Origin of the sequence: Paenibacillus sp. Root444D2 (genome assembly GCF_001426375.1) — a bacterium.
In the GTDB taxonomy this organism is placed as follows: Bacteria; Bacillota; Bacilli; order Paenibacillales; family NBRC-103111; genus Paenibacillus_E.
The window spans coordinates 54,404-76,609 of record NZ_LMEO01000045.1; the positions used below are offsets into that span (position 1 = coordinate 54,404).

18 protein-coding genes are annotated in these 22,206 nt (G+C 44.2%); 2 read left to right on the forward strand and 16 right to left on the reverse strand.

The window, feature by feature from the left end; all coding sequences use genetic code 11:
* Positions 1–90: 90 nt before the first annotated feature.
* The 6 genes from ASD40_RS22055 to ASD40_RS22080 form a co-directional block, all read right to left on the reverse strand.
* Positions 91–933: a carbohydrate ABC transporter permease gene (locus ASD40_RS22055; RefSeq protein WP_057305317.1), complete on the reverse strand. Its 843-nt coding sequence runs from the start codon at positions 931–933 to the stop codon at positions 91–93.
* Positions 934–945: 12 nt separating this feature from the next.
* Positions 946–1,824, reverse strand: coding sequence for a carbohydrate ABC transporter permease (locus tag ASD40_RS22060; protein WP_057305318.1), 879 nt, complete (start codon positions 1,822–1,824; stop codon positions 946–948).
* Positions 1,825–1,907: 83 nt separating this feature from the next.
* Complete coding sequence (locus ASD40_RS22065) at positions 1,908–3,242, reverse strand: ABC transporter substrate-binding protein (RefSeq protein WP_057305319.1); 1,335 nt, start codon at positions 3,240–3,242, stop codon at positions 1,908–1,910.
* 121 nt (positions 3,243–3,363) lie between these two features.
* Entirely contained in the window at positions 3,364–4,953 is a 1,590-nt protein-coding gene (locus tag ASD40_RS22070) for a response regulator (protein ID WP_057305320.1), read from the reverse strand.
* A gap of 3 nt (positions 4,954–4,956) precedes the next feature.
* Entirely contained in the window at positions 4,957–6,759 is a 1,803-nt protein-coding gene (locus tag ASD40_RS22075; RefSeq protein WP_057305321.1) for a sensor histidine kinase, read from the reverse strand.
* A gap of 210 nt (positions 6,760–6,969) precedes the next feature.
* A complete protein-coding gene (locus tag ASD40_RS22080; RefSeq protein WP_057305322.1) occupies positions 6,970–7,302 on the reverse strand; it encodes a hypothetical protein in 333 nt (110 codons plus the stop codon).
* Positions 7,303–7,369: 67 nt separating this feature from the next.
* Here ASD40_RS22080 and ASD40_RS22085 point away from each other — a divergent pair, with 67 nt between their 5' ends.
* On the forward strand, positions 7,370–7,969 hold the full coding sequence (locus ASD40_RS22085; RefSeq protein WP_156390149.1) for a GNAT family N-acetyltransferase: 600 nt from the start codon (positions 7,370–7,372) through the stop codon (positions 7,967–7,969).
* Between the two features lie 91 nt (positions 7,970–8,060).
* Here the strand turns inward: ASD40_RS22085 and ASD40_RS22090 are convergent, their stop codons facing one another.
* From ASD40_RS22090 to ASD40_RS37395, 9 genes are all read right to left on the reverse strand, one after another.
* The gene (locus tag ASD40_RS22090; RefSeq protein WP_057305324.1) at positions 8,061–9,074 is read right to left on the reverse strand and encodes a LacI family DNA-binding transcriptional regulator; all 1,014 of its coding nucleotides are present in this window, start codon (positions 9,072–9,074) and stop codon (positions 8,061–8,063) included.
* A gap of 74 nt (positions 9,075–9,148) precedes the next feature.
* Positions 9,149–10,756, reverse strand: a complete 1,608-nt coding sequence (locus tag ASD40_RS22095; RefSeq protein ID WP_057305325.1) for a DUF3502 domain-containing protein — start codon at positions 10,754–10,756, stop codon at positions 9,149–9,151.
* 42 nt (positions 10,757–10,798) lie between these two features.
* Positions 10,799–11,707 (reverse strand): carbohydrate ABC transporter permease, encoded by a 909-nt coding sequence (locus ASD40_RS22100; protein ID WP_057305326.1) that lies wholly within the window; start codon positions 11,705–11,707, stop codon positions 10,799–10,801.
* 48 nt (positions 11,708–11,755) lie between these two features.
* Positions 11,756–12,625: an ABC transporter permease gene (locus tag ASD40_RS22105; protein ID WP_414858671.1), complete on the reverse strand. Its 870-nt coding sequence runs from the start codon at positions 12,623–12,625 to the stop codon at positions 11,756–11,758.
* Positions 12,626–12,748: 123 nt separating this feature from the next.
* Positions 12,749–15,541, reverse strand: a complete 2,793-nt coding sequence (locus ASD40_RS22110; RefSeq protein ID WP_057305328.1) for a beta-galactosidase — start codon at positions 15,539–15,541, stop codon at positions 12,749–12,751.
* A 275-nt stretch (positions 15,542–15,816) separates the two neighbouring features.
* Positions 15,817–17,355, reverse strand: a complete 1,539-nt coding sequence (locus ASD40_RS22115) for a response regulator (RefSeq protein WP_057305329.1) — start codon at positions 17,353–17,355, stop codon at positions 15,817–15,819.
* Positions 17,333–19,168: a sensor histidine kinase gene (locus ASD40_RS22120; RefSeq protein WP_057305330.1), complete on the reverse strand. Its 1,836-nt coding sequence runs from the start codon at positions 19,166–19,168 to the stop codon at positions 17,333–17,335. The genes ASD40_RS22115 and ASD40_RS22120 overlap by 23 nt, the downstream gene beginning before the upstream one ends.
* A gap of 18 nt (positions 19,169–19,186) precedes the next feature.
* A complete protein-coding gene (locus ASD40_RS22125) occupies positions 19,187–20,482 on the reverse strand; it encodes an ABC transporter substrate-binding protein (protein WP_057305331.1) in 1,296 nt (431 codons plus the stop codon).
* Positions 20,483–20,628: 146 nt separating this feature from the next.
* Complete coding sequence (locus ASD40_RS37395) at positions 20,629–20,799, reverse strand: hypothetical protein (RefSeq protein WP_156390150.1); 171 nt, start codon at positions 20,797–20,799, stop codon at positions 20,629–20,631.
* Between the two features lie 281 nt (positions 20,800–21,080).
* On the opposite strand from ASD40_RS37395, the gene ASD40_RS22130 reads away from it, so the two are divergent.
* A complete protein-coding gene (locus ASD40_RS22130; protein ID WP_057305332.1) occupies positions 21,081–21,731 on the forward strand; it encodes a response regulator transcription factor in 651 nt (216 codons plus the stop codon).
* 72 nt (positions 21,732–21,803) lie between these two features.
* Here ASD40_RS22130 and ASD40_RS22135 read toward each other — a convergent pair whose 3' ends face one another.
* Complete coding sequence (locus ASD40_RS22135; protein ID WP_057305333.1) at positions 21,804–22,085, reverse strand: late competence development ComFB family protein; 282 nt, start codon at positions 22,083–22,085, stop codon at positions 21,804–21,806.
* Positions 22,086–22,206: the final 121 nt, after the last annotated feature.

Consider the following 22,206-nt stretch of genomic DNA (forward strand, 5'->3'; position numbering starts at 1 on the left):
AAAAGACCTCCCATTTTCATGAAATGGCAGGTCTTTTCTATTTTCACCTTTTACAAAATAATCCATCAACTCTGCAAATACGCAGCCGTCTTATCCTTTCACGGCAGACCCTACGGTTAGCGCCTTCTCCACTTGCTCACTAAACAGCACATACACAAGCACAGTCGGCAAGCTCGCGATCGTCATCGCCGCGCCCATTGCTCCCCAATTGGTGGTGAACTGACCTTGGAAGAAGAGCAGTCCGAGCGGCAAGGTTTTCAAGGATTCTTTGGTAATCAAAATTAATGCCATTGTAAATTCATTCCATGCCGACAAGAAGACGAAGATCACCATCGTTGCAATCGCTGGTTTAATAATCGGCAATATGATGGTATAGAAGGTCCGGTAAATGCTGGCACCATCCATACAAGCTGATTCTTCCAACTCAACCGGAATACTGCGGAAAAAACCATAGAAAACCATACTGGAGAATGAAATATTGAAGGCAATATAAGGAACGATCAGCGCCCAATACGTGTTCGCCAGATGGAACTCACGTACGAGAATCGCCAGCGGAATCATGATCACTTGCACGGGAATGAACATCCCAATCACGACATAAATACGAGCGGCTTCCTTCCAGCGCCATTGCATTCTGGCAACGGCATAGGAAAACGTAACCGAAAGTACAATCGTACCCACAACGGTCGCCGCTGCTACCAACAAGCTGTTACTGAAGTAGACGGGTACATTGAACCTTGACCAAGCATCCACATAGTTCTCGAATCGTAGATGAGTCGGAAAGCCGAATGGATTCGTCACGAAGATTTCATTGTTATTTTTAAGCGAATAAAAGACCATCCACAGCAGTGGATACACTGACAACCCCGCATATACCCATAATAAGATGCCCAGGAGCGGATTCTTTTTACGCAATTTGAGTATTCCGTTCATCTGTCATCCCCCTTAAAATGTAATCCGTTCTCTTGCGATCAGTCGGTTAATAGCCAAAGTCACAATCAAGCATTCGATGACCAGGAAAGCAGCCGCGGCGCTTCCATAACCGAATTCACCAACACGGAACGCAGAGCGGTACATCAAATAGGTCAATGTGTACGTAGAATTCCCTGGGCCCCCGCCGGTCATAATGAACATATTAGCGAAAGCATTAAATCCGCCTGTAATCGCTAGGACCAAACAAAACTTATATGTTTCAGCTAGCATGGGTATCGTTATCGCCATGTGCGCTTTGAATTTGGAGGCTCCATCAATACGTGCCGCTTCTAAGTATTGCTCTGGAACGGACTTTACAGCCGCCAACAGCAATGCGAACTGGTAACCCATATACTGCCAAGCATTCACGAACGCAATGGCGAAAATCGCTGTTTTGTTGTTCGTCAACCAATCCTGGCGATACGAGATGCCGAGCGCTTCAAAAATTTTATTAATCAAGCCGTACTCACTGTTATACATCGCCAGCCACAGCTGACATACTACCGTAATAGAAAGAACCACAGGAATGAAGTAGCTAATTCTTAGAAACTTGCTTCCTCTGAACCCTTCTGCGACGGCAAAAGCAAGCACGCTGCCGATTCCGATTTGAACGACAGCCAAAATACCGGCAAAAACGAAACCGTTATATAGCGATGTGTAGAAAATACTATCTTGAAACAATCGAATATAGTTATCTAGAAAAATAAAAGTGCCTTCGCTTAATCCATCCCATTCGAATGTACTGCGATAGAAAGTTTGCAAAATCGGATAAAACACAATCACTGTATACAAAAGGAGTGCCGGCAGTGTGAAAAGCATAATAGCCGCCTTATTTCCCATGAATTTGCGCATGTCATCACTTCCCTTTTTTAGTAGAAAACTCACACCGGCGCATAGCGGTCCAGTGTGAGTCTCCTTTTCCATAGAAACTTCGGTTATTTCGCTGTTACTGCCGCTTTATTCAAGTCTTTCGCGAATTGATCCGCTGTATAGTTACCTGTCAACAGGTTTTGTGTGGCATCTTCAAGCGCTGCTTTGAACTTAGGATTAGACAATCCCCATGAGAACGCTGTTGTGCTTGTGATTTTCGGAATATCTTTGGATAGTTGTTCCATCATAGGAGGGAACTGTTTCACAATCGGCTTGTCTACTTTGGTAGCTACGATTGGATTGCTGCGGTTTGTGAACTTGTACTCCGCATATTTCAAGGAAATAAAGGATGCCACTTTTGCTGCAAGTTCTTTATCCTTGGTGTTGGCTGATACGGCATATCCACCAGGACCGCCGCTGCCGCTGAATGCTGTTTTACCTTTTTCATAAGCTGCTGCATCAGCAGCTGGAATGTACATGTAGCCTGCTTTGTCACCGAGCGCTTTCGTAGCCGCTTCGATTTCCCACTGACCGTTAATAAACATCGCTGCTTTACCTTCATGGAAGAGCGCTGCTGCTTGATCGTAATTTAAGTTCGTTGCGCCTTTTGGCAGCATGCCTGCTTTAACCAGCTCGATGATTTTCTCTGCAGCTGTTTTGTAAGCAGCATCATCTGCTTTGGCAAGGCCTTTATCAAGCTTCGTCACACCAGCTGGTTCAGCGCGTGAAACGAACATGTCATAAAGGGCTACGCAAGGCCATTTTTCTTTAGCGAAAATGGAAAGTGGCGTAATGCCTTTCGCATTGAACGCTTTAACTGCCGTCATCATTTCATCATAGGTAGTCGGCACTTTCACACCATTTTGTTGGAACAAATCTTTGTTGTAGTAAAGCAGTGCTACTTCATTACCCGCATAAGGGAATGCGTAAGTGTGGCCGTCATCGGTTACAAGTGTATTCAATGCGCTTGGTTGCATTTTGTCTTTGAAGCCAAATTTAGTTACGTACTCATCCAGAACTAGAATATTATTGGATTTCTTAAACGTATCGATAATGTCTAATCCTGCTCCGAAAATGTCTGGCAGATTGCCTGTAGCTGCATAAGTCTTCAGCTTCTGGCCATCATCTTGCGCTTGAATATCGAGCTCTAGCTCAACATTCGGCATTTCCTTCTTCAATTCCGCAACGGCATAATCATAAGGTGTTTTCGTATCTTCATCTGCGTATTGGGCATAAATTCTAAGTTTGACCGGCTTTGCATCCGACTTCACGGGTGCTGCTGTTGCTGCAGCCGTTGGCGCGCTAGTTGCACCAGCATCTTTTGTTGTGTTTGTAGTTCCGCAAGCTGCAAGGCTAGTAGCCGCGAGCAAGCTTACAAGAGTAACTCCCATTTTTTTCATTCGTTGGACCTCCCAGGCATCATGTGCTTTCTCTTCTTTACAACCTGAGTATAAAAGGAAAAACCCCTTATGATAATGGAATAATCGAGGGGTTCTTGTAAAATCCGCACATTCAGGAAATTCATAAGCGGTTATTCTCATACTCACTAGGGGAATATCCAAAAAATTTCTTAAAGCTTTTACTGAAGTAGCTAGGATCGTTAAAGCCGATTTTTTCGGCAATATCCGCAAGGCGTATGTTCCCTTTACCGAGTAAATCCTTCGCTTTATGCATACGAACATGCGTGACATAATCTGTGACCGTCATGCCGATTTCTTTCTTAAAAACAGCCCGGAGATAGCTGGGATTGATGTACACCTGCTGGGCAATTTGATCCAATTGCAGCTCGGGATCTCCGTGATGAAGCTCGATATATTCTTTGGCGGATTGAGCAATTTTCGACGATCGGGTCTTTCGGTGCTTCCCCGTATAAAGAATAGCTTGATTAAACAATTCCTTGATCCATACAGATGTGGCGTCAATGGATTCCAACCGTTTAATTTCACTATAGGGAAAAAAGGCTTCTCCGAAGCAATCTTCAATCGGATGTCCAGTTTCTGTAACATAAGACAAACAAACAGAAATAAGTCCCATGCTAATGACATAGGTGTAGTCTAAGGATAGCCGCTGATCACGAATCGTTTGGAAAATTTCTTCCAACTTAGCATCTACCTTATCCCCATTTTGCATGCGTAATTGTACGAGCAGCTCTTCATTCACTTCCGTGGGATAAAAGGCTTGAGTTCCTGACTCCAAAGCTTCTGATCCGTATGCGATAACACGATCATTCCCCAATACAAACTTATTTTGCAAGGCTTCAAGCGCCTCCAAATAAGAAGAACGAATCCCCTGATAGCCGGATTGACTCCGACCTACACCGACTGTGATCGTAAATTTCAAATATTTCTTGATCAGGAAACATAATTTCTCGTAACCGCCTAACGCAGGAGTTTCCAGCTCACCATTCCCTTGGTGCTCCACCAAGCAAATAATGCGCCCCTCAGGTCCATTGAAAATCAAGTGATTCTCCGTTTCCTCGAGCGCCTCGTTCAGAATGTTCGTCACCGCATATTTCCAAAGTAAACGTTCACTCACTTTGTTCCACTTGAGATCCATGTTATCAATCTCAATACACGCGACCACAAAACATAGGGACTCGAAGGATTCTCCGAACTGTTGAAGTCTTAAACTGGTCTCCTCATCGGAATGGTTGTAATCACCGCTTAACAAATGATTAAGAAAGCTCTCCTTCATCAACTGCTGATTTTCCTTCAGTGTGGACTTCTCTTCTTGAGCCCTCTGATGCTCCTTCTGAAGCTTAAGCAATGTCAGCACCAATTCATCCTTCGAAAACGGCTTAAGAATGTAATCTTCAACCCCAAGCTTAAGCGCCTTTCGAGCATAATCAAATTCGTTATGGCCCGTAATCAGCACCACGCTTGTAGCTGGATATCGCTCCTTCAATTGCTCCGTCAGCGTGAGTCCATCCATAAACGGCATGGTAATATCCACAAGGGCAATATCAGGACGATGCACGTCAACTTGTTCTAACGCCTCGACCCCATTTTTGGCTTCTGCGCATATTTCAAATCCATAAGCTTCCCAATCTAATGCCGTTCGCAAGTATTCCCGGAAAATGGATTCGTCATCCACAATTAGTATTTTCTGCATATTTTAACCTTCCTCACTTTGAAAAGGGAGCCATAATGTAACTTCTGTGCCCTGCCCTAGTTGACTTTCAATTTGTAGGCCATAATCATCGCCAAAATAAAGCTGTATACGGTCATTCACGTTCCTTAACCCATAGCCAACTGCTTGCTCTGGAGATTCCGGTTTCTTCACAAGAGCCTCAAGCCGCTCCGGCAGCATGCCAACCCCGTCATCGCTGACGATAATCTTGATTTTACCCTCCACAATTTCACCTGTTACCCTTAGAAGCCCCAGGCTGCCCTTCGTTTTAAGACCATGATAGATCGCATTCTCTACGAGCGGCTGAATGGTTAATTTCGGGATAAGACCACCGAGCACTTCACCCCGGATATCAAATTCAAAGGTAAACACATCGGAATAACGGATACGCTGGATGGATAAATAATCCTTCACATTGCGGACTTCCTCCTCGATCGTTATCGTCTCTCTTCCTTTACTCAGAGCAACGCGATAGAAATCGGCCAACGCTTTGGTTGTTCGCTGTACATCCCGTGCTCGTCCCATTTCTGACAAGGTGTAAATAACATCTAACGTGTTATACAGAAAATGCGGTTTAATTTGCGCCTGAATAAGCGCCAGCTCATATTCACGCTTCTTCTTTTGCTCAAAATTAATGTTCGTCAGCAGCTCTTGAACTCGCCTGATCATGGCATTGAAGCCCGAAGCCAATAAACCAATCTCATCCTCTGAATTCACCTGGAATTCAATGTTCAGACTGCCTTCTTTGACCTTCTTCATATGTTTGGTTAGCCCCATGATCGGTTTGGCAATCAATTGCGAAAGCATACCCGCACCAAGTAAAGCAAAAAATAAACAGATCAACCCAATACATACAATAAGGACAGTGATTTTACGCGTATCTGCGGTTAGAGATTCAAGCGGAGCCATCGAGATGAGCTTCCACCCAAAGCTAGGAACATCGGAGCTTACGACAAGCGTTTTCTCATGTTGAAAAGAGGTTAGATCCGACGTATCCTTACTGGAAGTAATCCAGTTTTTCATCGTTGGATCGGCAACTTCTTGAAGTAAATCCTCAGGGTGCTGTGATGAAATAACGACGCCTTCCTCATTCACGATAAAATAGCTGCCATCCTGGATGGAGCCGATTTTTTGATAAATCGCAGATAAGGTGCTTTCTTTGATATTCAGTACGAGCATACCGAGCTGTTGTCCCGTATAAATATTTACAATCCGCTTACCTAGCGTCATGACAATTTCTTGCGAATCAGGGGTCAAGTAATTACGCTGCTGCATGGGAAACCAAATATTTTTATTGCCAATGGAGGCGTCAACCTGTTTAAGCATTTCACTGCTCGCGATCAACTCCCGATTCCGTTCCATAAGGAGATTAGATCCAAAAACTCGACCATTCGCATCTATAAACGCAGCCGATTGGACATCGGGAAATACAAGCAGGGCAAAGCTCAACTGATTCGTAATCTGCGTGTACATCTGTAAGCTCGTTTCCGCTGTCCCCTGAGATTGCGGGTCTTCTACGATTAATTTGTTGAGATTGATCGTCAGCATATTGGCGCAGCTTTCTACATTCGTTAACATGCCTGTGATGCGCGTAATAATGAGGGACGAGTTATCCGAAACATTTTTAATCGTCTTTTTGACAATCGCATTCGTGTACACCTGATTCGAAACAAAACCTAGTACAAATAAAGGCACGAAGATTAGAGGAAAATAAATCATGATAATTTTATAGCGAATACGTTGATTACGAAACCAAGGCATGGTTATATATTTTTGTAGAAACTGCATGGTTTGCCCCCTACTTATCAAAAACTAAAAAAACCTATACAATCCACCGTCAGGCAATACCTGTCGGTTATATTGTATAGGATTCGTCTACTCATTGAAACTAGCCAAATCTATATTCATATTTACACATTAATTCGTTGAATAGATAATCGCATTTCATCCGTTAATCCGCTCAAAGCCGTTGCTGAGTCAGCTATTTCTTGGGCAATCTTAAGTTGATCCTGTGTCAGCTTGTGAATGTTCTGCGTTCCGTCGGATGAAGCTTTTGCAATATTCGCTATATCTACAACAGATGCTTTGCGTACGGTATTGGTCTAGTTCCTGCCTGATATTCCAATACAGCTCGTTCTCCTTCGGATCTTTTAAAAATTGTTCCCATCTACTTGCATCGATCCCTTGCACATAGCTCTCTGCCAATCGAATGCCATAGCTGGATATGGCTTCCATACTCGCTTTCTTGGCATTTCTGATTTCAATGAAAATATTACCTGCAGACAATGCCAAAATGACTATCATCACGGCCGCAATGATACGCACGAACATTGAACTTATTTCTTTTTAAGGTATTCTTCAGATTACTATGTTAGGTTACTAGTTAAGGTTGAACAATTTGAAGCAAAGACAGGTGACAAGATTGACAACGACCGGTTTATTCGACTCCTTCCCTCTACTTACAACAAACCGTTTATGTTTGCGTCAAATGAACACTGAGGATGCTGAGGATCTTTATCTCTTCTATTCCGACTCCAAGGTCACCCAATATCTAGACTGGAATGGCCCTGCCTCTATCCAAGATTCCATAGACTTAATTCACTCATGGAATCAATATTTTCAAGATAAACGGCTATTCCCTTGGGGGATATCTTTGAAGACCGATCCCACCTTAATTGGCACCGTCATGTTCATGCCGATTCGAGATACGTTTGAAAAGAAGCCTCTTCTTCCTCTCAACGTTGGTTTCGAATTAAACCGTCATTATTGGAATAAGGGCATCATGTCCGAAGCACTTGAAGCTGTTCTTGCCTTTAGTCGGGAACATATTGGCGCACATCGTATTCAAGCAGAAGTATTTCCTGAAAATAAAGCTTCTTTGAAGGTATTGGAGAAGCTGGGCTTTAAGCAAGAAGGACTGATGCATCAATATCTGATGCATGAAGTCACGCGGACATTTCTGGATGTGATCATGCTTGCTTTTATTAATAATACATAAAGTCCGAGGAGTCGTAACCGCTCGGACTTCTCTTCTATCCTATTGTTTAACCAACTGCCACTTCTTGCTGAGTCAGCACACTTCTTTCTCATTATGTACTCTGTCTAACAATGAGCTTAGGCTCCAGAACCGTCAGTTTCTTCACTTTTTCCTTCTGAATCAATCTCGATAATAATGCCATCGCTTGACTCCCAAGCTCTTCACTATGCTGCGAAACAGTTGTCAGTTCGGGATTCATCGCAGAAGCTAATTGGGTGTCATCAAACCCTGCAATCGCGATGTCTTCGGGAATCCGCAACCCGCGTGAAATAGCCGCTTTCATAGCACCAATGGCTACGTAATCGTTAATACAAAGAAAGGCCGTTGGACAATTTGGCAGCGTAAGGAACTGATCCATCAACTTGCGGCCGCATTCCATAGAGAAGTCTCCCAAGCGTACGATTTGTTTGCGAAAAGGGAGATCATTCGCTCCCAGCGTACTTTTGTAGGCTTGCAGCTTTTCCATCGTTGTTGTCGTTTCAGCGCTTCCCCCTAAGAAGCCGATGCTTCGATGCCCGCGATCAATAAGGTGCTGCATAATGAGCTGGGTCCCCGCATACTCGTCCGTTTTCACCCGATGACAGGGATGCCCCGGAAGACTGCCATTAATTAAGACAATTGGAATTCTCTTCTGGATATCCACGACTTCCTGTACGAGCAGTTCGGGGCATAGGCGTGAATTAATTCGTCCCCCCATGAAAATGAGTCCTTCCACCTGTCTTTCACAAAGCAGATTTAAATATTCAGATTCTCTGCTGAAGTTGCTAAATGTATTACATAGAAAGAGTGTGAATCCCAGCTTCATCGCAGCTCGCTCTGCCCCTCCGAACACCTCAGGGAAAAACATGTTACTGCTATCTGGGAATAATACGCCAATCATGCCCGTTTTCTTATTCACCAGACTGCGTGCCAACGCATTGGGCTGAAACTTATGCTTTTCAATAATCGCCATAATCCTCTGCCTAGTCGAGGTTCGAACGGGTGCGGTATCATTGAGAACACGGGAAACTGTCGCGACGGAGACGTTCGCTTCTCGGGCAATATCATAGACGGTTATAGATTCCAAGAATACACTCTCCGTTACGTCAAAATGTAAAGATCGAAGGCCTGTTCAGAGACAGACCTTCGATATCTTTATCCTTATTTGCTGCTTTCTACAGTGGTTTTGAAGGCATCCAATTGTTTTTGGACTTCAGCCATCAGCTTATCAAAACCTGCTGTTTTCAGCTTCGCGCGGAAATCATCAACTGCTTTGACTGGGTCTCCCGCTTTGCCATAAAGAATCGCAGGTCCCATTTGTCCAACAACTTGAGTAACCGCAGTCAGCTCGTTTGACACAGGTCCCTTATCGAAAACGAATCGGCCATATGGGAATGGCTTTTTGATTTTGTCATAGGATGCATAAATCGCGCCTTTTCCTGAATACTCATTGCCATCTGGAATTTCATTCTTATCGATACGTCCACCCCAGAAGTTGGAATAGAATTCGTCTCTTTGTACATCATAACCATCTGGACGGAAACGTTTGCCATCTTTGACGACGTACTGCACGCCTTCCAAGCCGTAATTCATCAAACGATACACTTCCGGGTCTTGACGAATCAGCTCGTAGACCATCAGAGCGCGCTCCGGATGCTTGCTTTTCGCACCAATGGAAGTCCCTCCGTGCGTGATCGACATGGATACGAGATTGTTGCGTGTAGCCGAGAATGGAAAGAACTGGAGATCCGATCCTGGCTGCAGCTTATCCATTTTGATACGTTCACCAAGGAAGGTTTGCGTATGATGCTGATCAACGCTTGTCTTACCAGCCTCAAGCTCTGAACGGTTATCGCCTTTATAGTTCAGCACGTCATCTCGCCAGAAGCCTTTGTCGCCCCAATCCTTCATGAGTTTGGCAAAATTCACGAAGGTATCATCAAGAATAGGACTGTAGGCTTTATACTTCTCATCATAGGATTTGCCGTAGATTAGACCGAAGAGACCTGTACTAACCGGAAGTTCAATCGCATCTGTGTAGGAATTGATGTAGCCACCAATATTACCTGCGGCGGTACCATTCGCATCCCAAGGAACAACGCCTGGCTTCTTATCCTTCACACCTTGGAAATAGGTCTCCAGCTGCTTCCAATCTGTAATCGGCGTCGTGATCCCAAACTCTTTGGCCCAATCGCCCCGATACAAGAAACCGTGATTAACCCACTGCGTATAATGATCTTCAGGAATCAGCATGATCTGATTCTTGTACTTCGTTTCAGCCCAGTTCTCTGGCGGTACTTCCTTCCAAGTTAACGGCGCATACACAGGAAGCAGCTTATCCAGCGGCTGGAAAGCACCTTTTTGGGCATTCTGCCACGTATCCAACCAATCTGTTGCAACCGTAATCAAATCAACTGGTTCTCCTGAAGCAAGCAAAAGATTATATTTGGTTTGCCAATCGGCCCATTCAACCCATTTAATTTCCAGTTTTGCATTTGCTTTTTGTTTCAAAATGGCGTTGACCTTCTCCATCACCTTTTCAAATTGACCATTCTTCGGTTTATCCCCCAACATCACGTAGGAAATCGTTTGGAACTCGGAGGTGTCAATTTTGCCGGATGGTGCTGCTGTCCCTGTTGCCGTAGCAGTCGCTGTCCCTTTATCCGTGGAGCTAGTTCCTGTACTGCTAGGTGTGGTGCACGCCGTCAAGCTTACAGCAAGCGTCGCTGCCAGAGCTACACTAAGCGCTTTCTTTTTTCTCTTGAACATACGGATTTGCCTCCCCATAATCATTTTGGTATATGCTTTGCGTTAGCCTTTAACAGCACCAACGGTAATACCTTGGATAAAATATTTCTGCACCATCGGATAAAAGAGAATGACCGGTCCCGTTGCAACTACGGCGGTAGCCATTTTCATGGACTCTAGCGGCATATCCCTTGGCTGTACATTGGAGGAAACCGATGAGTTTTTGATAAAATCGGCACTTGTTACGACGTTGTACAGGAACAATTGAAGCGGCCTATACTTCAAATCGGGCGATAGGAACAGCATCGCATTGTACCATTCATTCCAATAACCCAAAGCAATAAACAATCCAATTGTCGCCAGTGCCGGTGTTGTCATAGGCAGGATGAGCTTGGTGAAAATCTTGAAATCACCCGCCCCGTCCATTTTGGCCGATTCTGTAATCGCATGCGGAATGGATCTAACGAAGCTTTTCATCATAATAATGAGAAAAGGGCTCATCAGTCCGGGCAGCAGGACAGCCAAATAGTTATCCTTCAGATGCAGCCACTGCGTCATAATTAAGTAAAAGGGGACAACCCCGCCTTGAAACAACGTTGTAAAGTAAATGAAGAAGGAGATCCGATTGCGATAAGGAAAATCAGGACGCTGCAAGGAATAACCCGTCATGGCTACGATAAATAGTCCAATGGTTGTTCCAATCAGCGTAATGCCGAGCGTGACCCCATAAGAGCCGATGATGACGCCAGGGTTCTCGAAGACAATTTTATAAGCAAACGTACTAAACTCTCTAGGCCACAAATTATAGCCGTGTAACGTGATTGATTTCTCTGCTGTGAACGACGTCCCAAGGACGAGAAGAAAAGGTGCTAAACAGAAGATTGCAAATAGACCAATAAAGAAGTAGCCGAATAGCCGAATGGCCACCGATGAGAAATCAGTTCCCCTTTGACGTGCGATGACTTGTTCCACGTATGTCCCTCCTAACCAATCTAAATTGATGAACACTTACATGTTGAATTAGAACAGCGTGTTTTCAGGCGAAACTTTCTTAACCAGCCAGTTGGCTGTGATGACAATAAAGAAGCCAAACACGGACTGATAAAGACTGACAGCGCTTCCTAGAGAAAAGTTAAAGTTGTTCATCAAAGAGCGGAACACGAACGTTTCAATAATATCTGTCGCATCAAAAAGGGCTGTATTGTTGGCACCGACCAAGTTATAGAACAATCCAAAGTTACCACGGAGAATACCGCCTAATGAAAAAAGCAACAAAATAATGAACGTCGGCTTTAGCCAAGGAAGCACGATATAACGAATTCGCTGCAGGGCATTCGCCCCATCAATTTCTGCGGCTTCTACGATCTCTGAGTCCAATCCCATTATCGCAGCGAAATAGACGATGGAGCCGTACCCTGTCGACTGCCAAAGAAACGTAATGACGATGATAAAAGGCCAAATCGTTGGATTCGAGTAGGTCTTAAGCGGCTCCCAACCGATCGATTTGAGAATCCCATTGAGCAGTCCAAAGTCATAACTGAGAATGTTATAAGCAATAAGGCCCACAAGGACAAAGGATATGAAAAATGGCAGGAACATCAGTGATTGTGAAAGCTTTTTAAACCACTTTTTACGAAGCTCGTTCAGCAAAATGGCAATACCAATCTGCAATATATTTCCAAAAACAATAAAAGCTAAATTGTAAGCAATCGTATTAAACGTTAATTTCCAAAGTGCCCCAGAGGTCACTAGAAATTTGAAATTGTCAAACCCAACGAACTGACTGCCGAAGATTCCCGCAGAATAGTTATAATTAATGAATGCGAGATAAAGCCCTGGCATTGGAAGGTACGACATGACTAAGAAAAATAAAATCGCAGGAACACACATGAGGACTAATGTTCGATACGACCAAAATCTGCGCAGTGGGGTTATACGCTTTTTGACAGAAATAGGCGCCGCTTCTAATGAGCTTGCTGATATGGCAGTTTTCATGCGTACTCTCCTTTCAATTTAAACTGCGGCTACGGGTACGAAGCGAAGAGGCTCTAGCAAGGCATCTTCAGAGGCCGATACCGCCTCCAGTAAGATGGCTATTTCATTTCCAGATTCGCCACCCTTAAACCACGGTCCCGGTAAATAAAAGGATTCATCGCTGCCGCCACGGAATATAGGTCTGTTGGCACCGCCTTGCGTCCACAAACGGCCAACTAGGTGTCCGTTGAAGAATACGGTCAGCTTCATATTGCTGCCATTGACATAAACCCTCCAGCCTAATCCTTGGTTATCATCACGAAGGTCACCGTACAGCCATGACAGGGTACCCGGTATCAAGGAGATAGCTCCTTCTACGGGGAGAGCCTTAAGCGCCGACGCTTTGGCATGCTGCAGTAAGCCATTCTCCTGACAGGAGGATAATGTCCACTGTTTAGCAGCTGTTCCTTCGTAGAGACTTATATTTCCGCTAAGAGAACCATACGTTTTATCCAGAAATAGCGTTAATGTTGCCGTATCTCCCGCCCTTACATAAGGCGTAACATCAAGATAAGGATTGAGCGGATTCAATTGACCGAGTGCGTGCCCGTTCACGTAAGCATAGGCGTGCGAGAAATTACCAGGCGTGTGGAGAATCCACGTATCCGCTTCTTTCGACAGCTTTACTTGTTTGCGGTAGCATTGATGGGCGGGCTGTTCTGCGGAGAGCCACCCTCCAACACTCACAATCGGCCATTGTCGATCGTCATAGTCTGATGCTGCGTAATCGTCCTTGTGCTCTCCGAATTGCATAAGCTTGAATCGCCAGTTTTGGTTTATTTCCCTAACCGACGTTACTCCAGCTATGCCCGTTAGCCCTTTCAGAGCATTTAAGTGCAGACCCGGCAAATTCGTATCATGGAAATTGGTATGTCCCCATATCTCGACACGAGCAACCAGATCTGGCTCTACGCGAGAGCCGGTAGGAATCGGAAGGAACTGACTTCCTCCACCCGGTGTTGCAGTACCAAGGTACGTTTCACCGGAATAGACAGAAACGACATCACTTGCCTGCTGAACGATAATGCCTAAACAGCTTTTCTCAAGCGATAGTGATAATTGACAGGTGTACCAGGCGAAACCTCGATAAACACCATGCTTCTCCAGATAATCGGCAGTGTCACCGATCGATAAGCTTTCATCCGCAAGGGTATTCAAGGGATTCACTAAGCTTTGAGACCAGCTAAGTTCAACATCGCGGCTTTCGGAGACTCGTTCTACCCATTTGCCAACATGCAGCTCGCCTTCATCTTCCATATTTTCTAACATCAAAGCACGTGAACGACTCATCCCTATCAATTCGATAACGTGACCGCTTACTAAGTGAATCCGAGCAAATCTCTCTTGCTCGCCCGATTGAAAGGATACCGTTACCTGATCTCCTGTCGCAGCTTCGTGTAACGTCATCGTGCCAGCCTCTGTCTGCACATCCGTATTAAAGCAGAGACGAATTTCGCCTTCGCCCTCCGTATGAAATACGAACAACGTGCGCTGCTCAAGCTGCTTCACCAGCAGCAGTTCTGCAGTTGCGTAGGCCAGTGTCCCTTCAGCGATTCCCCAAGTCAGCAAAGGCACCTGCACGGGAAGGATCGGACAGCGGCTAGCTTTTGCGACGAGTGTGGTATAACGGGGTATGGCATCTTCTCCCACATGAAAGTAAGCGGTTTCATCTTGCTCATTGACTTGGCATAGGAAGAGCAGCTCGCCGCCTTGCTTTAACGCTAACCGATAAGGGGCTGAGTCACTGCTTGTGAGCTCAGGCTTAGCCTCTGCCAAGGAAGCGCCATACGTTTGAATCACACGATGCAGCATTCTTCCTTCATAAGCTTCCTCTCGTATGTGTCCTTCGGGCGTTATCATCCCATGGAAATCATAATCCGAGGTAAGAAAAGAAAGAGGATTCCCCCAATTATTGGCTGCATTGGTAAAGCCAAAATTCGTCCCTGAAGCCTGCAAGTAGGGTCCGAGCAGCTTCGCTCCTGCCGATAACAATCTGCGAAGCAAGAAGTGCGAACGATTCGTCTCTGTGACGAGTAAGGGCAGCCCCCGACGAGCCAATTCCTCTCTGTAGAAGAGCACCTTTTCTTCGAAAGCAGGGTCTTGGTCATTTGGATAGAAGTTACATGTTGGCACAACGCCTTCAGCAAAACCTGAAGCCTCATACAAGCCGCCTTGTCCGGCGCAAGCAATGAGCGGCACGGTTATCCCATGCTGCAAAGCTAGATCTCTTAGCGCCGAGATGTACCCTTTGGGATCAGAGCAAGGATAGAAATCAAGCTCGTTGTCTAATTGGACAGCAATGATGGTGCCATCTTGACCCGTTTCATACTTCTTCAGGATGGGAAGAATCTGTTCATACCACCTGGCCACATGCCGCAAGAAGGCAGGATCGCTATCCCTTAAGCGAAGATTTTCTTTGACGAAAAGATAAGCTGGAAGTGCTCCCCCATCCCATTCCGAGCAAATATACGGCCCTGGTCGTGCAATCACCCACAGTCCAACATCTGCAGCATCCTGAAGAAACTGAGCCGCATCCTTCTCTCCGGTAAAATCCCAAACTCCTTCCACTGTCTCATGATGATTCCAAGGAAAGTACACATCAATAGCGTTATATCCAAAGGCCTTAACTTTATGTAGTCTCTCTTTCCATAAACCGCGTGGTAATCGAAAATAAAATAAGGAGGCACAAAGTATAATTTCTGATTTTCCATCTATACGCAGTGCTTCTGACGATAATTGAATCACTGCTTCCTCACTTTTTGCTAAATACAATGGCTAACCCCCTTGATCTACCCTCATTCATTTATGAAACCCGTTTCATCCGCTTGGGATGCCTAGCTTGCTGTTCTTTATGAAGTTAGTATAAGCTATTTTAAAAGCGCTTACATTGAAAGAAACATCAAGTTATATAACAAAACTACGAAGATATAGCCCCACGCAAAATAAAAAAAGCTCCGAATTTTAACCAAATTCGCAGCCTCTTGCATTCTATATAACACTGATTTCTTATATAATTCACAGAATTTATCATCATTCATCTTGAACCATCAACCATTGCGCCTAAATTCCTTGACCGTTTTCCCTTCTAGCTCTTTAAATACTTTGCAAAAGTAAGAAGTTTCTTGAAATCCTGTTCTCTCAGCAACTTCATATACTTTCCATGCAGGGTCTTGAAGCAGCTGTTTCGCTTTCTGAATCCGGCATCGATTCATATATTCAACAATCCGCATCCCCGTCTCGCTTTTAAACAGATTGGATAAGTAATTCGCGCTCAAATGGAGAACTTCTGCGAGTCTTGCCACCGTGATGTCTTCAGCATAGTGCTCTTCCATATAGGCGATTGCTCCTTGGATTTCCTTCCGCATCATTGTGTGCTCAGCCTTATTCCCAGCAATTTGTTTATTTAAATTTAGAAATAACGGCTTCACTTGCTGCAGAGGCTGTAAGGCTTCTATCGTCTGGCTAACCTGTTTATGCTCATGTTCAAACTGATCAGAGGACCTGTTCCTCTCTATAGCCAATGTTTTCAGCTGTATCATTAACTCTGACAGCAGGCTGCGCAGCTCAGCTATAGGCGGCTTCCTTTGAATGAGGCCTTGAAACAAAAGCTCAGTTTGCGTTTCAATAGCAGTGAACAAACCGTTTTTCATCGCTGCAACCAGAGGCTGAATCGTGATTCCGGCCAGCGTTTCAACCTTGTCATTGATCTGAAGGGACGTGTAGGCATAGAGTTGGCCCGTTCCTTCATAAACGTATTGATTTAAGGCAGTTTCAGCTTGCTTATATAACACCGCCCAATCCTTCAATCCATAGCCGATCGAGCTAATTCCCACTGTTACAGAGCCCATCTTCTTCATCCGGGTATATAGCTGCGATGCTTGCCGGAGTGTCTCCTCCATACATTTGTGTTCACTCTTCTCCTGCGGAAAATATGTAATGACCGCAGTTCTCCGCTCCGAAATCGGTATAACCATATTTGTGTACGCTGACTGTTCTTCCTTAGAATCATCCGCAAGGACTTTAAAGCTAGCATCGATCACAACGACTGCCGTAGGACCTCCATGAATTGGAAAATGAACAGCGTTCGCTTGATCTTCGATGTCCTCCGCCCGCTTCAACTCGCCTAAGAGAAGCTTTCGCCCCAATAGACAACGCACCTCTTGAAAGCTGGCATCACGGATACTCGCTTGTTTTCTTCGTTTATGATCTTCCATAATCTTGCCGCTCATTTGTTCTAATAGCTGCTGTAAAGCGGCAGGTTCGAGGTCATGCTTTAACAAATAATCCTCTGCTCCAAGCTTGAGGGCTTCCTTCACGAATCGGAAATCATCGAAGGAGCTGAGTGCCACAATTTTGATGGATTCATCCTTTTGCTTTACTTGTTGGATCAGATCAATGCCGTTCATTTCAGGCATCGAAATGTCCGTCACAATAAGATCCACGTGCTGATGCTGCAGAATATCGAGTGCATGAACGCCATTAAGTGCTTCGCTCACAATTTGGAACCCATAATCCTCCCAACGAATGATCGTTTTAATTGCATACCGATATATCGCATTATCTTCAACGATCATGGCGTTCAACATGCTCATTCCTCCTTTGACGATGCGTTCTATGCGGAATTCGAACAATAGCTTTCGTACCTAATCCTGGTGCACTTTCGTAGCTAAGGCCATATTTCTCCCCATAATACAGCTGAATGCGCTCATTCACATTGTGAATGCCGATACTCGTCACTCCAGGAACCGATTCTTTACGTGTTGCTGTGTTCAATAGATTAAGCGCCTGTTCAGCTTCCATACCAATTCCGTTATCTTCGACAATGAGTAGGAGCTGCTTCTCTTCTATGCGCGCATAAAGTACAATACGTCCACTCCCCTTGGACATTTCGATGCCGTGAAGAATCGCATTTTCGACAAGCGGCTGGAGAATGAAATAAGGCACCTCGCTTTCCAACAACCGTTCATCCACTTCATAGTCCATGTGAAAGGCATCGCCATAACCAATTTTTTGAATATAAATATAGTTTTTTAATTGGTTAATCTCTTGCTCCAAGCTGTGAAATTCACCGACACGCCGTACTGAGGATTTCAACAATTCAATAACTGAGGTGACCATTTGCTCAATCTCGGCTTGATGGTTCATACGAGCATACCATTTCACAGTACCTAGTGTGTTATAAAGGAAATGAGGATTAATCTGACTCATAAGGACGGTAAATTCAGCCTGTTGTTTGGCAATTTGCTCTTTATACACCGTGTTTATTAACTCGTTAATCCGAGACAGCATAAAATTGAACCGTATCGATAAACTCCCAATCTCATCTCGCCCAAGCGGGATAATGCGGACATCGAAATTGCCATCTTCGACCCGGCGCATCGTTTGTTCCAAGATTTTGATATTTCGCGTCGTAGAATTTGAAAGTAATACGGCAATTCCGGTAGATATCAGAACGGCAAGCAGCGAAACGAGAGCAATCACAAAAACTAACACGCGTGTATTGGACAGAAGCTCTGACATCGGAATAAAACAAAGCACCCGCCAGCCCAGCGTTGCTGTTCGTTCTTGGACGAATAAATAACTCCCCGCCCCAGCATTATCGACATTTGCCATAGAGATATCATTTTCCTTAAGCGGATGACTTAGGCTCCTCGAGATAAGATTGTCCATACCAGGGGTCCCGCCACCCGCTAGCAGTTCATTCAAAGGATTGAGAATTGCAACATTATTTTGCTTAATAATTGAGCTATTACTCCCCAGGGATAAGAAATAATCCGAATCGATACTGATTACTATCGTGCCAAGACTTTGATCTATTTGACTCAGATCAACGAAATCTCTGATAAGGAACAATTCTTTTTGCTTTCTCAGAGAAGGCGACCAGCTGATGCTTAGGTCATGATTTTTCAAATAATCAGAAGATTTGCTCGTCATCGCGGTTACTTCTTCATGATTTAGTGTATGATCCAAGCCTTTTTTATTTTCCCACCAGTACACCTGTCCCTTTCGTGTTTGAATCATTATAGCATTCATGTATGGATTTCCATTCCCGTACTGTGCCAGCAAGAACTCCATACGGCTGCGGAAAGCTGGATAGTTGTCACCTGTAACTTGCTCACCTTGTTCAGCAGCAATTTGCCGAATATTACTGTCACTAAGGACGTATACGGAGGAAGTGAATGCTTCCTTCGCCCTAATTTCAATATTGTCGGAAACTTGATGAATGACCTGCATCGAAAGGTCTCTTGTATTCGATTCAATGAATTTCGTAGAGGCATAGATGGCAACTCCGCCAATCGCCGATGAAATGAACAAGATAAGAATCATATTAGATAGAAATATTTTCGTTCGGATGCGAAAGTCCTTGACCCGATCTAAGTTCCACGTGGTGGCTGTCATACGCAGATCTCCTTGCCGTCATTTAGTTGGTTTACGAATCCGATCGAATGCTTGATCCAACTCTTGAATACAAAGATCCACATTGTGGCTTCGATCAATAACGAATTTCGTGAGAGCATTGACAAACACCTTTTGCAGATCCTGATTCACAAAATCTGTCGGCAAACTCGACCAGTCATACGTTTTGCCTGTTTGGATATACGTTTCATCCAGCTCCACATAAGTCGGATCAAAGTCATTCGGCAAGCCTTTAATCACAGACAAAGCCTTCTTATTCGTCTGAAAAATGGTCCCCATTTCCTTCGAGGCGAACAGTTCCAGCATTTGAAGCGCCGCTTCCTTATGAGGTGATTTGGGATTGATCACAATTCCTCCTGTTGATTTTAGTCCAAACTTGGCATCTTGGGGATTATTCGAATATGGGAAAGCGAACAGTCCCAGATTACTCGCAGGATTCTTGGATTTAACACCGTCAACCGTCCACGTGCCATTAATTATCATGCCGGCTTTCCCCTCAGCAAGGAGCCCTTGGGCTTGATTCCAATCGGTTTCGAACGGCTTGATGTTCACATAACGCAAGCGTTCTCCATATCGTTTCAAAATGTCTTTGAAGTGAATTTGATCCTCAGCGAACGAAGTTCGACCTGCTTCAATCTCAGCAATCCAGTTGTGGCCGGCAGCGTACTGATTAGCCAAAAGATCCGCTGCTATGTCCCAAGTTAGGGTCCAACTATCCTTGTAGCCTGCTGCAATAGGAATAATTCCTGCCTTCTGCAGCGCCTCACACGCAGCTAAGAATTGCGGCCACGTTGTTGGTGGACTTAGAATGCCAGCGTGGGCGAAAGCTTCTTTATTGTAAATGACACCCGCTCCATTCACGTCTATCGGGAGCGCCCATATTTTCCCATCGGCTGTCTTCACACCATTCAGGAACCTATCGTCGATTTGCGATAAAAAGGGTTGACCCGTTAAGTCCATCGCATATCCTTTATGAATGAGATCCTGAGCGGATTCCATATTATCCAGCATATAGATATCAGGCATGTTATTCGAAATCACACGCGTGCGAAGCAAGCTCATATAATTGCCGCCATCCACGCCTGTCAACGTAAACGCATAAGACGGATGTTGTTTAGTAAATAGCTGTGTCCCCGCCTCCAGCCATTTCCGCGCCCCCTCCTCATCAAAGTGATGTATCCACGCAAGCGTCTGCTCCTGGGGCTGCTGTTTAGGAACGACTGTTACTGTTTGGGTTTGACAAGCGGTAAGTATCAGAGTTACAGTCATGCCTAGAGCTAACAATCGAGTCTTCATTCATCCCCCTCATTCCATGATAACGTTTACAAACAGTATAACGGACATGGCCGATTAAAAAAACAGCCTATTTCCTCTTCAGAGAAAATAGACTGTTGTATGTTGTATATACAAGCGAATCATCGCTTATTGAATTCTAGTTATTCCTATCTTTCATTCACTGAATTCCAACCATCATTGGCTTCAATGATATTCATCATTTTCTTCATCGAAAGTTGGATTTGTTCAGCGGAGGGCAAGGGTAAGTTGCAGTACGTTTGCTTCACAACATCCGTTAACACAGAATCGAACATGCCATCAATTTGCTCGTTTTTCAATATGAATTCCCTCCTTATTTACTTAATTTTGGAAGATTACCTATACTTATCATATATAGAAACGCCTTCGATAACAGCGCAATATTTTCTTTCGCAAATCCACATTTTTTTCCATAAATGCGCAGTTTTTTTTGCGTATAACGAAAAAAGACGCAAAATCAGATCAATAAAATCTAATTTGCAATCTTTTTGTGAAATTTGGTAAAATTAAGGAAAGACTTGAACAGCGACGTTGAATTCACCATTCGGATCCCCTTACCAACTCAGGAAGGAAGTATCATATGATTAAGAAATCGAAGATTCTGATCGTAGATGATCATCCCTTAATGGCGGAAGCGACATCGAATACACTGCAGCAAATCGAGGGCATACAGATTATAGGGATAGCCGGTACGGGCAAACGATGCTTGGAACTCGTAGATTTGCATGTACCGAATATTGTTTTTTTGGATTATAATCTTCCGGATCAATACGGCGATGAGGTTGCCAAAATCATTAAAGCGAAATATCCCGCCATCCACCTTGTCATTTTTTCGGGCATAGAATTATCCCATCTTTACAATTATTTGATCGGACTTGAGGTTAGTGCTGTTATATCTAAGGAATCTAGCGGTACGCTTATTAAAAGCTTAGTTACCCTTTTGTTAGAGAATTTCACGGTAATACCCGTCCCTGTTTTTCATAAAATGAGAGTGGACAGCGGCAATTTGCATCAGACCGATTCATTGGACGACGATGAAGTACATATGATGACCATGATTGTCCAAGGCCTAACCAACGAGCAAATGGCCGAGGAAGTCCATATGAGTAAGCGAACCGTTGATAATTATATACGCAAAATTTATGACAAATTAGGCGTCAAGTCAAGGGCGCAAGCCGTAGATAAATTTAATCAGTTCAAGCATATTTATGAAGTTAACCGGCGGCCATAGAAGGTTGATGCGATGAAATAATGCAAAAAAGACTGGCCTCTTCGTGATGAAGAGACAGTCTTTTTAATTGCTCTATACTTGGGATTCATCTCGATGATGTTGATGATGCTCCACAATATTCGCTGCTTCCATTAATTCTCGCATGACATCGGACTGCAGCTGTGGATTGATATAAAGACCTTTTACAAATAACTGTCCCTTTTCACTAGAGGTATATCGCGGAGGAATTTTATTTAAAACCAAAGCAAGCACGTCTTCTTTGCAAGTAGTGCAATCGCATTTCATTTCATAGTTTTTTTGAAACTCATCAAACAAATTCATCACTATCGTTTCCATTGCATTGAAGACTGCCATTGTGGGTACCCCTTCTTAATTCAACTATATCTCTATTATAACTCATATCCTCCCATTCAAAAAGTTATCAAAAAGTAGAGGGGCTTTCCCATAAATGATAAAAGGGAAAATATAAATTTGG